This is a genomic window from Streptomyces tateyamensis, assembly GCF_003205575.1.
In the GTDB taxonomy this organism is placed as follows: Bacteria; Actinomycetota; Actinomycetes; order Streptomycetales; family Streptomycetaceae; genus Kitasatospora; species Kitasatospora tateyamensis.
In genome coordinates this window covers 1-14,266 of the sequence record NZ_PYBW01000084.1, presented here as the reverse complement: position 1 = coordinate 14,266, position 14,266 = coordinate 1, and the positions used below count along the sequence as shown (strand labels likewise).

Here is a 14,266-nt window from a genome sequence, read left to right as displayed (position 1 = left end):
CACGGAGGCGGGTTCCTCGGCAGGCGTTCCACTGTTGGTCACAACGCCCATTCGGAGCAGTCCCCGGGCCGGATGGGTGGCGATCGAAAAGTCACTGATCCGGTTGCGAAGCGGGATTGACGGCTGGTCCGTAAGAGGGCAACCCCGCCGGTCGGGTTGCGCGTGGGCGGGCGGTGAGCGCCTCGACCGATGCGCAGGCCGGCGGCATCGCGGGCCTCCCGGAGGACCCGCGCCAGAGCCCGGGGGAACTTCACCCTCACATACTTCGAGACGTCTTCACCCTGCGCGGGGAACGCCCCCGCCGCACAGCGAGCGGATCTGCTTCGGAGACCAGCGGAAGGCCGGGATCGGCAACCGCGGCGGTACTCCCAGCACTGCTCGACGGGTGGAGGTGGACCGGGCATCGATGCCCGGTCCACCTCCACCCGTCGAGTTTCTCGATCAGCCGCCGTGCGAGAGCCGACCGCGAGCCGTGCTGTCCATCTGAAAGGCTGTCACGCCGTCACAGAAGGAACGAGAGCAGCCCGAAGCCGCGGCCGTAACGGTCGCCGCCCTCGTGGTTGCCGTTGAAGCTGTTGACGAAGACGTTGTGGTGGCCGTAGTCGTTGTTGTTGTTCTGCCACTGGTCACCGCCGCCGTGCTCCTCGTGGCGGCCCTCGTCGTTTCCGTTCTCGTCGCAGTCCTGCTGGTGGCCGTAGGACTGGACGGAGTGCGCCAGGCTGTGGATCGGGGTGGCCATGGCGGCCCCCGCCGGGATGACCACCGCGCCGACGGCGAGTGTGGCGATGGCAGCGGCCTGTGCGATGCGCTTGAGCATGAGAAGTCACCTTCACGTCTGGGGATTTCGGAGATTTCAGCCTCTCCACCGCCGACGCTAGGAGCAGGACCGGCCGCTCGCATGTCGGCTCGGCCGGATGCCGAGGCGAATGGACGAGCGTGAGGGTGAGCGCCCGGAACGGTCACATGGGGGGATGCGTCACCTGCCCTTATGTTGACGGGCCCGTAGCGGCGCCACCCGTCCGAGTGAGGCAGCCCTACCGGCCCCACTCATCCACGTTCGCCCCCCAAGAGCGGACTTCACGGCTGGTCAACGGATGTGCGCCGCGGTGGCAGGGTGTCGGCGCTACTGCCGGTGCTACCCGGCGTGGGGGCCCTCCGCTTCGGTGCGCGGCCGATGCACCACCGTTCGGCCGCGCAGCGTCAGTTCTGGAGTATCAGCGGCGGCCGGTGCGCGGTGGTTGGAGTGTGCCCTGGGCGGCCCGGGATCCGCCCGGTCCGCCGCCGGGCCCGCGCAGGATGAGGGCAGCGCCTACTGCGGTGAGCGCGCCGACCACAGGCGCGGTGAGGTAGATCCACAAGTCGTGCAGGTCCGCGCTGACCAGCGCGGGTCCGAGCGAGCGGGCCGGGTTCATGGACGCGCCGCTGACGGGGCCTGCCCACAGTCCGGCCGTCACGATGTACGCGCCGACGCCCACTGCGGACAGGGACCCCACGTTCTGCGCGCTGGAGGCAGTACCCAGGACGGTGCTGACGAGCCCGAAGCTGAGAACAGCCTCGACGACGAACACCTGGGCGGTGGAGAAGCCGGGCCCCGGCAGGGTCGCGCCGACGTGGGCCAGGTCCCCGAAAGTGGCCTTGAGGACGAGGCATGCCAGCACGGCGCCCGCGCACTGGGCGGCGATGTAGGCGGGAACGCGGCGCCAGGCGAAGTCGCCGCGCAGTGCGAAGGCGATGCTCACGACGGGGTTCAGGTGGGCGCCGGAGACCGCGCCCATGAAGAGGATGACGGCCAGTACGGTCAGCCCGGGGGCCGTCACTTCCGCACCGCGACCGATCTGGCCGTGGGTCGCCGCGTCCAGTACCGCTGCGCCGGCGCCGGCCAGGACGAGGAGGAAGGTGCCGAGGAGTTCGCTGAACAGCCGTCGCCCCTCGTAGGCGAGGTCGGTGAAGTCGCGGGCCCATACCGGCTCGCGCTCCAGTTCCGCCGCGATCCGCGGACCGTGGCGGGCGCGCACGCTCTCCTCGACGTGGTCCGACTCGTCGGGAGCGCCAGCAGGTACCGCGTCGCCCGGATGCTCCTCGCCGGTCATTCCGCTCGCCCGTCCGGGCTGGGGGGGGGTCACGTCGCGATCGCAGGCAGGTCGACGACGCGGCAGGGGATGTCGGTGCTCTCGCTGAGGTGGTAGGAGGCACACACGCGGTGGTACCCGTCGGCGATCTGCAGGGGGCGGCCCCGCCCCAGGTCGCCACGAACGAGCAGGACGGGGGAGAGCGGTTTGCCCTTGGAGACCTTCTTCAGGTCTCGGGCGACCTCGGGGTCGTCCGCGGGGAGCAGCGGCAAGCGGGCCGCACGCAGGATGTCCTTGGCGCACTGCTGGACCGTGGGTGCCCGTGACAGCAGGGCGGTCAGGACCTCCACCAGCGCGGGGCCGGCCGTCAGTGAGAGAAACGAGGCGGCGGCCGGGTAGTCGTGTTCTGCCGGGGCGTCAGCCCACCGGACGGTCAGTGTCTTCGCCATGGCAGCGTCCCTTCCACGCCTCGGTGGTCACCGCGCCGGCGACCCCTGGTCACAGTGTGTCCCATACGTCGGGTTCCACACCTGAGGACCTGCCGACCGCGCTTCACGATGAGGGCGGCGCAGCACGAGCATCCGGGGATTTTCTGGTGCCTGGCCATCCGGATGGCCTGCTCGCTGGTGCTGTTGTCGAGGGGGACTCGCCAGTCGAAGGTGAACCGGAGCACTTGGTCGCGTTCGATGTCGAGGCGGTCGAGCAGGTTCGCGGCCTTCGATCGCCTGTGGCGCGGCTCACCCGCGGCGCGGGCCGGGTGCCCGACTCCGTCCAGCAGCGAGATCTCCTCGTAGCAGGCGGTGAGGTGTTCGAGGGCGTCCACGGTGTAGCCGGTGGCGTGCGGGGGTGCGGCCTGGATGGTCTTGACCTCCTCTCAGGTGTCCACCAGCTGCGTGGCGAGGTTCATCTGGCTGCCGAGTCACTGCCGCAGTCCTGCCCGTGCCGCGGCATCTTCCTGATCAGGTCGTGCCGGTGAGGGCGGTCAGGTCGGCGCGGGCGCGGGGGGCTTGCAGTGGGTTGAAGTAGGGGTCGTCGTGCAGTGCTTCGGTGAGGTCGTCTCGGGCGGCGGCATCCCGGCCGAGGGCGTGTTCGATCTCACCGCGGTGGTAGGCGAACAGGGCGTTCGGCCAACCAGTGTGCTGGGCCTGGTGGGCGAGGTCGAGTGCCTCGGTGTCGGCGCCCTGGCGGTGCAGCGCCCAGGCGAGGGCGTCGGCGACCAGCACGTTGTGGCGTCGGCTCCACTCGGCGCGCAGCAGGCGTACTGCCTGGGCCGGGTCGCCGTGGTCGGCGTGGTATTGGCCCATGGTCAGGTCATCGACGACGCCGTTGGCCGCGGCGAGGCGTTGTTCGGCGTCCAGCAGTCGGTACTGCTCCTGGGCCTGGTCGGCGTGGCCCAGGGATTGGTGGAGTTCGCCCAGTTCAAGCAGGTACTGGGGCAGAGGAACCTTGGCGATGGCGCTGTCGTAGTCGCGCACGGCGCTACTGGTGTTGCCGAGGGCTGCTTCGGCGCGGGCCTTTCCAGCGAGGGCGGGGGTGTAGTCGGCGTCTTCGGCCAGGGCCTGCTGGTAGCCGGTCAGGGCCTGGTCGGGGTGACCGGCGTTGCGGTCCAGTTCGGCGATCTGGTACTGGCAGAAGGCCTTGTCGGCGGGGTCGAACGCGCCGCCCAGGGCGTGCTGGAGTGCCCGTCGGGCGTCGTCGGTGCGGCCGTGCTGTTCGAGGTCGTACGCGGCGCGGGTGAAGGAGGCGGTGCCGGGCTGGCGGTCCAGGAGGGCCTGAACTGCTTCCGTGGCGCCGGTGTCGTCGCCGAGCTGGGTGCGGGCGTCGGCGAGGACGGCGTAGGCCTGCCAGTGCAGCGGGGCGCTCGCGATGGTCTGGTCCGCGAGGTCGCGGGCCTGGGCGAACTGGTGGCGGGCGTTGGCCAGGGCGCCGAGGCCGGTGAGCGCCTCGATGTTGTCCTTCGGGGCGAGGGTGAGCGAGCGGTGCAGCGCCTCGTCGGCCTTGGGGTAGTAGGAGGGGTCGGCGCTCAGCCGGGCCTGCTCCACGTATTCGCCTCCCAGGCGTGCCCAGCCCGACGCGTCGTCAGGAGCTACGCGCAGCCGGCGCTGGTCCGCGGTGATGGCCTGGGGCAGGGAGCCGCCTGCGAGCGGCCTGCTGTCGCGCCGGGCGTTGTCCGACGAGGCTGCCGAGTTGGCAGTGGGGCGCTCCTGCCACACGCCGACCGCGGCCAGGGCGCCGCAGAGAAGCGTGGTGGTGATCGCAAGGGGAAGTCGTCGCATGTTCGGGTCCCGGTGAGCCGAAGGGTCGCTACACGTCGGACGGGGTGGGTGCGCGGGGAACTGTTCGCGCACCCACCCCACCGAGCCGTCAGTGCGCCTGGTTGACCGCCTTGGCGTAGGGCAGCGCAACGTAGGGGAACGAGGTGCCGAACGGCTTGTCAGCGGCGTTCACGCCGTCGCCGGCGGCCAGTGCGCCGATCAGGTGGCCAGGGGTGGCTCCCTCCAGCGCCTGCAGCTCGATGTCGACGACGTCGTCGGTGAGGCGGCGCCCATTCGGGTAGCCCTGGAAGTCGCCGTTCAGGACGCCGAGCCGGTCGGGCTTGGCGGTGACCGGGGTGGACATGTTCAGCCGCAGTTCCTCGGCCGGCACGAACTGGTTGACGTCGATGTCCTGGTTCATCAGCTGAGAGTTGAGGTCGACGGCCAGCGGACCGTTCGCGGCCTTGGCGATGCCGGTCAGGAAGATCTCCTGCAGGTCGGTGCGCGGGGTCGCCGGGGCGGGGATGCCGTAGATGCTCTGGACCAGGTGCGGGACCTCGGGGTCGAGGACCTTGGCGACCACGGCGGGCTGGTTGTGGTCCTCGGACGGCGGGAGCGCGTTGAAGGCGTCCTTCAGACCGGCCGGCACCACGACCTCGTTGACCAGCGGGTTGCCGAGGCGCGAGACCTGGACGTACTTGCCGACCGGCTCCTGCTCGCCGGGGGTGAGCTTCATGGTCTGCTTCTCGGTGCTGCTCCAGACCCCGATGACAGGGTTGCGGCCGGCGTCGCCGTGGAAGGCCAGCTCGCTCTTGGGGACCTGGATGGAGAGGGTGTTGACGTTGTATCCGGCCAGCGTGTTCTGGCCGGTCTCGGAGAGGTTGCCGCCGTAGAGCAGGTCGAAGACCCGCAGGTCGAGGAAGAACGGGTCTGCGGCCTGGGTGGCCACGGTCTGCCCGCCGTTCGGCAGCTGCACGGTCGCCTGGTCGCGCAGCTTCCCGTAGTTCGGCATGGACGCCTTGCCGGTGTCCGAGGGGGCGGCGGTGCCGTGCTCGACCAGCATCTTGGGCTCGCAGCCGGGGCGCAGTTCCTCCAGCGTGTAGTACTGGTGGAAGAGCAGGGTGGGGTCGGTGAGGTTGTTCACCACGCCGTTGTTGTACAGGAAGGTGTTGGTGCCGCGCTGGTCCTCGGTGTGGAAGGTCCAGCGGTAGGTGATGTCGGGGTGGCCGGTGCCCTGCGAGTCGATGTTGATGTCGTAGTGCGCGCCGTCGGCCCAGGGGTAGAAGTTCGGTCCGCCGTTGGGCTCCTGGAACGGCAGCCAGTTGGCGACCAGGGTGACGGTGTCCTGCTTGTCGGGGCTGGTGAAGGCGTAGACGTCGGTGTTGTCGACCTGCGGGTCGGCGGCGATCAGCGGCGCCTCGCGGTGGCTGGAGGCGCTGCTGACGCCGGCACCCGTGCCCAGCAGCGCGGTGCTGGCCAGGGCCAGGCTCATGGTGGTCAGGATGGCCGCGGTGCGGGCGGTCGAGCGCGATCGGGCAGGTCGGCGCGTGACGTTCATACGGTCGGGTTCTCGCTTCCGTGACGGGTCGGCGTCCGCCCCGGGCTCGATGGCGCCCTTGGCGGCGGGTCCGGCTGAGCAGCCGCACTGGGCACTGTGAACCGGATCCCATCGGAAGTTCGTGAACGCGCGGGGCCTGGACTGGCCGCGTCACCCGCGTGGTTGAGCAGCTGCGCCCGGACGGACCAACATCAGCCAGCGGCCGTGACTCTTCCCAAGCCCTGGTCTCGGCGACCTCGGCGGGCCTGCGCCGGCCCGGTTTCCTTCGCCGCGCTGAGCGATTCGCCGAATCTGTGGTCAGGGTGTCATCCCTCGCTCGCGGGGACTGCCGGCAGCGCCTCGACCGGGTTCGCACGCAGGCTGGTGGTCCATTTCTCCTCGATCCGTGCGAACTTCCATACCGCCAGGGCGATGAGCCAGGTGGCGAAGAACAGGCCGACGATGACGAACCCGACGATGTTCAGGTCCAGGGCGGCGACGGGGTCCCAGAGGCCGCCGTGGAGGTGGAACTGCCCGGCGAGCAGGCCCAGCAGTTCGACAGTGCCGATGATCAGGGCGACGGCCACGGACAGGCCGGTGATGGTGAGGTTGTAGTAGACCTTGCGGACCGGCTTGGAGAACGCCCAGCCGTAGGCGAAGTTCATGAACGAGCCGTCGATCGTGTCGAGCAGGCACATGCCGGCGGCGAACAGGACGGGCATGCACAGGATCGCGTACCAGGGCAGGCCCGAGGCCGCGCCCGACCCGGCGAGGACGAGCAGGGCGATCTCGGTGGCGGTGTCGAAGCCCAGGCCGAAGAGCAGCCCCAGCGGATACATGTGCCAGGGCTTGGCGATCGATCGGGTGGCCCGGCCGAGCAGACGGTTCATCAGGCCGCGATTTTCAAGCTGCTCTTCGAGCGCGGCCTCGTCGAACTGGCCGGAGCGCATCCGCCGGAAGACCCGCCAGATGCCGGCCAGGACGACCAGGTTGATGGCCGCGATGAGGTAGAGGAAGGTGCCGGACACGGCGGTCCCGATCAGGCTGGTGACCTGGTGCAGCTTCGATCCGCCGTCCTGGACCGGGCCGGCGAGGGCTTTGACACCGAGTGAGAGCAGGAATGCCAGGGCGAAGACGATGCTGGAGTGGCCCAGAGAGAACCAGAACCCGACCGACAGCGGGCGCTTGCCCTGCTGCATGAGCTTGCGGGTGGTGTTGTCGATGGCGGCGATGTGGTCGGCGTCGAAGGCGTGCCGCATGCCCAGGGTGTAGGCGGTCACGCCGATCCCGATGCCGAAGCTCTTCGCGCCGACGCTGTAGTGCCCTGGCGCCACGATCACCACGAGCGTGAACCAGCCCACAATGTGCAGTGCGGTGATGAAGGCCGCCATCGCCGCAAGTCGGGACCATTCCTGACGGGTCATCGTGGCGGCGGTGCGTCGCCACGCGGATCTGATGTCTACGCGGGCGGGGCGGACGGGTGCTGTTGTGGTCATGGGCGTTCTTCCTCACCTGGGGCGCGGGTGGCACGCCGGGAAGCCTCAACCTTGTAGTTGCATAATCCCAGCAGTTGCACAGGTCTGTCACAGGGCGCGCTGAGGCATCTGGGGGATGCGGCGGAGTACGCCTCGCACGCCCGGCGTGTGTCGGGGCTGGCTGGGAGACGAACAGCGGCGCCGGCAGGAACGGACGCTTTCTGCTCGTCACCTGTGCGGACATGGACGCCTCGGGCGGGCGGGGCCCGAGGACCTGGTGCGGGCCGTTCGAGTGACTGCTGTCAGCCGGCCGTGTCGCGGGCACGGCGCTGGGCGTTGTCCCGCGAAGGTGTCAGGGCCGGGTGCGAGTGCACGGCACGCGGCGCCCCACCCGCCAGGTGCCCAGTCCGAACGAGGCGGCCTGGCCAGTCCGCTGGAGGCAGTGCGTGGCCATCACCCGTTCCGTTGCCCGAGCTGGGGTCCTGCTGGCCGGCACCGCGTGGCTGGCTACGGCCTTCGTGCCGCCCGCCGGAGCCCATCCGCTGGGGAACTTCTCCATCAACCACTACACCGGCCTGACCGTGCACCCCGACCACGTCGAGGCGCTCTCCGTCACCGACACCGCCGAGATCCCGACCCTGCAGCAGAAACCCCAGGTGGACCGCGACGGCAACGGCACGGCGGATGACGGCGAACGAGACGCCTGGGCGGCTCAGCAGTGCCGGCAGAGCGCCGAACGGCTCAGCGTGACCGCGGACAACCGGGCTCTGCGCTGGACGGTCAGTTCGGCGCGGTTCCAGTACGCGCCCGGCTCCGCGGGCCTGGATACCAGCCGCCTGGAGTGTGTCCTCCACGCGCCGCTGGACCTCGGCACTGCCGGTGCGCAACTGCGCGTCGCCACCGGGAGCGACGCAACGCGGGTGGGCTGGAACGAGATCACGGCCACCGGCGACGGCGTCCACCTGCGGGACAGCAGCGTCCCCGAGCAGTCGCTCTCCCATCAGCTGCGGGACTACCCGCGGGACCTGCTGGACAACCCGAGCGGCGTCGTGACCGCCCAGTTCACCGCCGTGCCCGGCGGCGGACCAGGCTCCGGGCTCACCGGCACCACTGGCGGCATGCGCGGTGGCGGCCCCACCGCCTGGCTCGCTCGCCTGGACGCGAAGCTGGCCACACTGGGCGCGACGCACGAACTGACCCTGCCGGTCGGCCTCCTCGCCGTACTCCTGTCCGTTGTTCTGGGCGCCGGCCACGCCCTGCTGCCCGGACACGGCAAGACGATCATGGCGGCGTACCTCGCCGGGCGACGCGGCAGCACCCGTGACGCCCTCACGGTCGGCGCGACCGTCACCGTCACCCACACCGCGGGCGTCCTCGTCCTCGGGCTGTGCCTGACCGCCTTCTCCTCGCTGGCCGGTGACCTCGTCCTCGGCTGGCTCGGCGTCACCAGCGGCGCCCTGGTCACCCTGGTCGGCGCAGGGCTACTGCTCGACGCGTTCCGCCGCGCCCGCGCCCGCACCCACCGCCATGGCCTGGCATCCAGCACCCCGGCCCGGCGCACCGACGTTCCCGTCCCGGTGCTCGCCGGGGCACCCGCCACGCAGGCCCAACAGCACAGTCACACCCCTGCGGACGGCCAGGTCCACCACGAGAACGAGCACGACCACGACCACCCCCATCCGCACGAGCACGAGCACCCGCATCCCCCCGAGCACCACCATGGCCACGGACATGATCACGACCACCACCGCCACAGTCTGTTCGGCCACCATCACCACCACGGCGAACCCGACCGACCGCTCGGCAAACGCGGCCTGATCGGCTTGGGCATCGCCGGCGGTCTGGTGCCGAGCCCCTCCGCCCTGGTGGTCCTGCTGGGCGCGGTGGCACTGGGCCGCACCCTCTTCGGCGCGGGCCTGGTAGTCGCGTACGGACTGGGCATGGCCGGCACCCTCACGGCCGCCGGGCTCCTCTTCGTCCGCCTCGGCGACTCGATCACGGGAGCCGCCGACCGGCCCTTCCTCCGCGCAGTCAGCCGGATCACCCCGTACACCGCGCTGCTGACCGCCCTGCTCGTCGTCACCGTCGGGATCGGCCTGGTCGTGCGCAGCCTGCCGTCCACCCTGTGAAGCCACCGGTCCCCGTCAGCAGGAGGTTCCTCGTGCTAATTCCCCGACACCGCCACGCGCTGCCCACACTCGTCCTGGCCGCCACGCTCTGCGGCCTCACCGCCGGGTGCGGCAGCAGCGATGACGGTAGCTTCGACGCCCAACCGGCCACGCCGTCGCCCACGTGCCTGCAGCACCAGCAGCAGGCCCCGGGCCACCGTTACACGGGCGGGGAGGAATCCGACCCCATGTCGGTCCTGACGATGATGCGCTTCTACACCGCCAACGGCACCAGGGCCTACTGCGACGGCAAACCGGCAACGGCGACGGACCGGCAGTGGACGCAGCTGTATCGCACCCTGGGTGGCGACCCCACCCACCTGGCAGGGAATCCGTGACCTGCGCGGCCCCGTCCCGGGTGAACCCGTGCCGAGCCTCGCGAAGGATCCGAACGCCGCGCCGTGCTTGGAGATCATGTCGAAGCGCACGGCGGGCCGGCGGACCGCAGCCACCAGGCGGGCGCACGGCCCGCTGCGGGCGGCACGCCCGCCCGGTCTCCCCAACCTGCCCGCGATCCCGGGTCTCGCGCGTGCCTGTTGCGGCGTGCTGGGTCGAGCGCGCGATTTGCGGGCTGGGGCACCTTGGCGAGGGCGCTGGTGTAGTCGGCGAGTGCGGTGTCGGTGTTGCCGAGCGCCGCCTCGGCCTTGGCACGTCCCTCCAGTAGCTCGGCGGAGCCGGGGATCACCCGCAGTCCTTCCTCGGCATGAGCCAGTGCTGTCTTCTGGTCACCGCTGTCCAGGGCGAGTTGGGCCAGGTGGTACAGCGTGAAGGCCCGGTCGGCCGGGGTGTTGGCGTCGTCCAGCGCCCGCTTCATGTTCTCGGTCGCCGCGGCGACGTCACCGCGCAGCTCCCAGGCGTAGGAGGCGCGGGCGAGCGAGGGGGTGCCGGGGCGCAGGTCGACCATGTGCTGCACCGCGTCGTACGACTCCGGGTAGCGGCCGAGCTGGGTGTAGGCGTCGGCGAGGATCCCGTAGAGCGTCGCGTTGTCGGGGTTGACGGCGATGGCCCGCTGTGACCATTCCAGCGCCGAGGCGAAGTTGTGCCGGGCCGCCTGCAGGGCGGCATGCCGGCCATCGCGGTGAAGTTCTCGTCGCCGTCGAGCTTCAACGACTGCGTGAGGACGGCCTCGGCCTTGGGGTAGTACGACGGGTCGACGGTGACCTTGGCCTGCTGGACGTAGTCCAGGCCCAGGGTGCCCAGCGCGGGAGCGTCACCGGGCACCTGCCGCAGGTGCTGCTGGAGCCCGGCGATGTCGGTGGCCAGCGCGTCGGAGGATGCGCTCGTTTCACTCACGGTCCCCGGCGGACGGGCAGCCGAGCCCGCGCCGACACGGCCAGCAGAGCCAGGACACCGAGCCCGGCCATGGGCCGCTCGGCGCGGCGGCCAATGGCCGACAGGTGTGGCGAACGCGGAAGTTGCATGACCCGTCCTTCTGTTGCGGTGACCGCCCGTCCGCGGCACGCCCGGCCGGGCGGTCCCTGGGTGAGAGCGGTCAGTGTGGGCACCGGTACCGCGCGGCACAGGGCCTTGCGGGAGTGGCTGGACGCGGGAGCGATGGGTGCCACGCGCTTGGCGGGCTCTGCTGCGCGAAGCAGCTGGCGCGCGTGGGTCTTCGTGGTGACCGTTGCCACGTCCAGTGGGCCCAGGGGCCTACCACCACAACAGCACGGAGTGTGTTTGAGCGACTACTCAAAGCCGCTATTCGAGTTAGGCCGCAGCCGCCAGGTGTCCCGAGCCGGGACACACCCGGGCTCGGCGAAGCCTCGGCTTCAAGGTCGCGCTGGAGGCGGCGGCGGTCCTTGCTCTGCTGCGGTCAGAGGCCTGGGACGGTGGTCCCGTTGAGCCACCACAGGGCGGAGGTGTACCAGAGGAGGGCTACAGCTGTGACCAGCGATCCGCCCGCGACCGGCAGCGCCCAGCCGGGCGCACGGCGGCTGCGCACCAGCAGAACCTTTGCGGTGAAGGTGCCGTAGAAGGCACACCCGGTGATGGAGTGGATGGCGGTACGGGTGGTGTTGAGCCGGACTCCGTAGGCGGTGATGCAGTGGTAGGCGATGGGGAGGGAGAGTAGGAACGCGGCGAGGCCGGTGAGGCGGTGGACGGTGCGAACCGGTGCGGGGGCGCGGCCGGCGCCGGGCAGTCGTCGGTACATCCATAGGGCGAGCAGGAGTTGGACGAGGGCGAGGCCGAGCAGTGCCGTGCCCAGGCGTGCCTTGAGGCCGTTGGCATTGTCGCCGTACTGGCCGAACAAACTGCTGGTGTAAGCGGGTTCGTGACTGCCGCCGAAGGCGTACAGACCCGCAAAGACCACGATCGGCAGCAGTACGGCGAGGACGAGCCGCATGATTGCAACTGGTCTGCGCCGTCGTCCGGGTGGAACATCGACCGGGCGCATCACGCGGCTGCTCCTGTCACGGACGGCTGGCCTTCACGGTGAGGGTGCCTTTCATGTACTGGTGGATGGTGCAGATGTAGGGGTAACTGCCGTCCTGGGCAGGGGCGGTGATCGTCGCGGAATTGCCGGCGCCGAGCGTCCCGGTGTCGAAGGCCTTGCTGCCGGTAGCGGTCAGGGTGTGGGCGGTGGAGTCCTTGTTGACGACGGTGATCACGGTGCCCGGGGCGACGGTGAGGTCGGCGGGGGTAAACGCGAAGTCCTTGATGGTGATCGTCGACGCGGTGGCGGTGTTCGCGGTGGCGGCCGGTGCGGAGGAGGAGCCCGGGGCCGAGGTGCCGGCGGTAGTAGGTCCGCCGCTGCTGGAGCAGCCGGCGAGGCTGAGCAGTGCGAAGACCGCGCCGACTGCCATGGTGCTCCGGGGGCGCGGTCGGTTGAGGGTGGGGGACACGAGGTAGTCCTTCGGGTCGGGGCCCGAGGGAAGGGTGTCAGTCCTCCCTCGGGCTCGGGACGAGTTGGGTCAGACGGTGAGGAGGGTGGGGCTGGCGGCCTTGTCGACGGGCAGGAAGTCGTCGGGGACGGGGTACTGGCCCAGGACGTAGTTGAGGACGGCGGCGTGCATGGCTTCGACGGGGGCGATGGTGGCGGCGGTGGCGATCCCGGCGGGGCTGGTGACGTTGTAGGTCGCGAAGAGGTAGGTCTGGGCGGCCTGGTCCTCCAGTTGCAGGGCCAGTTTGGCGACGTCGCCGACGCTGGTGGCCTTGCCGAGGGCGGCAAGGGTGTCGGGCTGGTTGGACAGTGGGACGTCGGTGATCGCCGGCTTGCCGGCGCCGGTGAGCACGGCGTTCCAGGCCTTCGCGTGATCGGCGTGCTGGGCCATCGCCGTGGTGATGAAGGTGGCGACCGCGGGGGGAACGGTGCCGAGCTTGCCGGCCGCCGCCGCGTCCAGGGCGGCCTTGTAGGCGCCTACCGCCTGGTTCTCCAGCGCCGTGGCGAGCGCGACGACCTTCAGGTCCCCGGTGTACTGCCCGCTAGCCGACGCGCCGGCCGAGCCGGACGAGCCCGCAGCCGACGGTGAGGAGGAGCCGCTGCTGGTGGTCTTGCTGCTGGAGCACGCCGCGAGGACCAGAGCGGCGGCCGCGCCGCCGGTTCCGAGCAGGAAGCGCCGACGGCCGTTGTCCACAGCCTCGACCGAGCGCCGCGCCCGGATCTCCTCGGCGAGGTCGGCGGCGCTCGCCCGCATCTCGGGCAGCGTCTCATGGTGGGCCTCGTCCATGTCGCCGGTGAGGCGGCTCAGTTCACGCTCGCTGATCGGCAGCTCCCAGCCGCCCTGTGCAGTGGTCACTTCACGGCTCCTTCACTGGTCGGCGAGGCGTTGGTGGTCGGGTAGAACGCATCGGGGAAGCCAACACTGCCGGCGGCGGCGGGCAGCTTCGCCGGGTCCACCGGGATGGTGATCAGGTCCGCGGCGTTGCCCGCGAGCAGGGCCTGGACCGCGAGCAGGGTGGCGCGGTGCTGGGCCTCAACGGGTGCGACGGAGGCGAACAGCTTGCGCAGGTCGGCGTTGCTGACCTGCCCGACGTTCTTGGTGTACGTCTGGGCGGCGACGTCTTCCAGGGTGATGGCGAGCTTGACCACGTCGGCTGGGGTCTTGACGGTCGGCAGGGTCTGGTCGACGACAGCCTTGTACTTCGGGTCGGGATTGTTCTGCGCCTGGCCGCCGGCCGCGGTGGCGGCGGAGTTGAAGGCCTGTGCGTGGGCCTGGTGCTGCGTGGTGGTCTTGGCAATGAACGCCGCAACCGTCTTGTTGCCGTCCTTGATGAACGGCAGCCCGGCGGCGGCCTGGTACACGGCGATCGCCAGGTTCTCGATCGACGCGGCGGTCTGCAGCGCCATGATGTCGTCCGCCGACGCGGACGGAGAGGCCGCCATGGCGCGCGAGGTGCCAAGCAGGGCCGCCGCACCGGCGACCCCGGCCAGCACCCCGCCCCGCTGCCACCAGCGCAAGGTGCGCGGCTCCGCCTTCTGCGAGTAGTCGGTCAGCGCGTCACGCGTGATCCGCAGCGCGTCGCTGTTCAAGTCCTGCGACTGCGCGGTCAGCTCTTCCAACAACCGGGTGTCGATACGCTCTTGCGCCATCACGCCCCATCTCTCCTTCAGCGCCCGCCCTGTCACGGGCCTGCCCACGCAACTTTCGGGGAATACACGCCCTCGGATTGCCCGACCCACCCGGATGCCGCGCGGGTTCACCCGCATGGATGCTCGCACGGCCCTCCGGGCCGATCGGGGCGAAGCCCTCTTGACATGCTGTTGCATTAGGTAAGCAATCGCGCTTTCAGTTCGGCGACTTGCCCTGCGTTCCACAGTTGA

14 protein-coding genes are annotated in these 14,266 nt (G+C 70.5%); 2 read left to right on the top strand and 12 right to left on the bottom strand.

Annotated features, from left to right (window positions below; translation table 11 throughout):
* Positions 1 to 502: 502 nt before the first annotated feature.
* The 7 genes from C7C46_RS22610 to nicT all read right to left on the bottom strand — a co-directional run bounded on the left by C7C46_RS22610 (position 503) and on the right by nicT (position 7,285).
* Complete coding sequence (locus tag C7C46_RS22610; protein WP_110671733.1) at positions 503 to 817, bottom strand: hypothetical protein; 315 nt, start codon at positions 815 to 817, stop codon at positions 503 to 505.
* A gap of 397 nt (positions 818 to 1,214) precedes the next feature.
* Positions 1,215 to 2,123 carry an MIP/aquaporin family protein gene (locus C7C46_RS22605; RefSeq protein WP_220040675.1) on the bottom strand — a complete coding sequence of 303 codons (909 nt, stop codon included), beginning with the start codon at positions 2,121 to 2,123 and terminating at the stop codon, positions 1,215 to 1,217.
* Positions 2,120 to 2,518 carry a hypothetical protein gene (locus tag C7C46_RS22600; RefSeq protein WP_110671731.1) on the bottom strand — a complete coding sequence of 133 codons (399 nt, stop codon included), beginning with the start codon at positions 2,516 to 2,518 and terminating at the stop codon, positions 2,120 to 2,122. Before C7C46_RS22600 ends, C7C46_RS22605 begins: the two co-directional genes overlap by 4 nt.
* The gene (locus C7C46_RS22595; RefSeq protein WP_181442471.1) at positions 2,503 to 2,892 is read right to left on the bottom strand and encodes a transposase; all 390 of its coding nucleotides are present in this window, start codon (positions 2,890 to 2,892) and stop codon (positions 2,503 to 2,505) included. The genes C7C46_RS22600 and C7C46_RS22595 overlap by 16 nt, the downstream gene beginning before the upstream one ends.
* 136 nt (positions 2,893 to 3,028) lie before the next feature.
* Positions 3,029 to 4,345: a tetratricopeptide repeat protein gene (locus C7C46_RS22590; RefSeq protein ID WP_110671729.1), complete on the bottom strand. Its 1,317-nt coding sequence runs from the start codon at positions 4,343 to 4,345 to the stop codon at positions 3,029 to 3,031.
* Between the two features lie 88 nt (positions 4,346 to 4,433).
* On the bottom strand, positions 4,434 to 5,816 hold the full coding sequence (locus tag C7C46_RS22585) for a DUF4331 domain-containing protein (RefSeq protein WP_245984716.1): 1,383 nt from the start codon (positions 5,814 to 5,816) through the stop codon (positions 4,434 to 4,436).
* A gap of 371 nt (positions 5,817 to 6,187) precedes the next feature.
* Positions 6,188 to 7,285 (bottom strand): Nickel transporter NicT, encoded by a 1,098-nt coding sequence (nicT, locus tag C7C46_RS22580; protein ID WP_110671727.1) that lies wholly within the window; start codon positions 7,283 to 7,285, stop codon positions 6,188 to 6,190.
* Between the two features lie 497 nt (positions 7,286 to 7,782).
* Between nicT and C7C46_RS22575 the strand changes: the two genes are divergently transcribed.
* On the top strand, positions 7,783 to 9,465 hold the full coding sequence (locus tag C7C46_RS22575; protein ID WP_245984714.1) for a high frequency lysogenization protein HflD: 1,683 nt from the start codon (positions 7,783 to 7,785) through the stop codon (positions 9,463 to 9,465).
* A gap of 32 nt (positions 9,466 to 9,497) precedes the next feature.
* Positions 9,498 to 9,842, top strand: a complete 345-nt coding sequence (locus tag C7C46_RS35980) for a hypothetical protein (protein WP_110671726.1) — start codon at positions 9,498 to 9,500, stop codon at positions 9,840 to 9,842.
* Between the two features lie 74 nt (positions 9,843 to 9,916).
* Here the strand turns inward: C7C46_RS35980 and C7C46_RS36705 are convergent, their stop codons facing one another.
* From C7C46_RS36705 to C7C46_RS22545, 5 genes are all read right to left on the bottom strand, one after another.
* Complete coding sequence (locus C7C46_RS36705; RefSeq protein ID WP_425470108.1) at positions 9,917 to 10,561, bottom strand: tetratricopeptide repeat protein; 645 nt, start codon at positions 10,559 to 10,561, stop codon at positions 9,917 to 9,919.
* A gap of 756 nt (positions 10,562 to 11,317) precedes the next feature.
* Entirely contained in the window at positions 11,318 to 11,848 is a 531-nt protein-coding gene (locus tag C7C46_RS22560) for a DUF6529 family protein (protein WP_110671725.1), read from the bottom strand.
* 67 nt (positions 11,849 to 11,915) lie between these two features.
* Positions 11,916 to 12,347: a cupredoxin domain-containing protein gene (locus tag C7C46_RS22555; protein ID WP_245984710.1), complete on the bottom strand. Its 432-nt coding sequence runs from the start codon at positions 12,345 to 12,347 to the stop codon at positions 11,916 to 11,918.
* A 69-nt stretch (positions 12,348 to 12,416) separates the two neighbouring features.
* The gene (locus C7C46_RS22550; protein ID WP_245984709.1) at positions 12,417 to 13,241 is read right to left on the bottom strand and encodes a ferritin-like domain-containing protein; all 825 of its coding nucleotides are present in this window, start codon (positions 13,239 to 13,241) and stop codon (positions 12,417 to 12,419) included.
* A complete protein-coding gene (locus C7C46_RS22545; RefSeq protein ID WP_110671724.1) occupies positions 13,238 to 14,035 on the bottom strand; it encodes a ferritin-like domain-containing protein in 798 nt (265 codons plus the stop codon). Before C7C46_RS22545 ends, C7C46_RS22550 begins: the two co-directional genes overlap by 4 nt.
* Between the last annotated feature and the right edge of the window lie 231 nt (positions 14,036 to 14,266).

Bases quoted from the DNA above. Each gene is read 5' to 3' on its own strand.
- C7C46_RS22610 (WP_110671733.1), bottom strand. From the start codon at position 817: ATGCTCAAGCGCATCGCACAGGCCGCTGCCATCGCCACACTCGCCGTC.
- C7C46_RS22600 (WP_110671731.1), bottom strand. From the start codon at position 2,518: ATGGCGAAGACACTGACCGTCCGGTGGGCTGACGCCCCGGCAGAACAC.
- C7C46_RS22590 (WP_110671729.1), bottom strand. From the start codon at position 4,345: ATGCGACGACTTCCCCTTGCGATCACCACCACGCTTCTCTGCGGCGCC.
- C7C46_RS22585 (WP_245984716.1), bottom strand. From the start codon at position 5,816: ATGAGCCTGGCCCTGGCCAGCACCGCGCTGCTGGGCACGGGTGCCGGC.
- nicT (WP_110671727.1), bottom strand. From the start codon at position 7,285: ATGACCCGTCAGGAATGGTCCCGACTTGCGGCGATGGCGGCCTTCATC.
- C7C46_RS22560 (WP_110671725.1), bottom strand. From the start codon at position 11,848: ATGCGGCTCGTCCTCGCCGTACTGCTGCCGATCGTGGTCTTTGCGGGT.
- C7C46_RS22545 (WP_110671724.1), bottom strand. From the start codon at position 14,035: ATGGCGCAAGAGCGTATCGACACCCGGTTGTTGGAAGAGCTGACCGCG.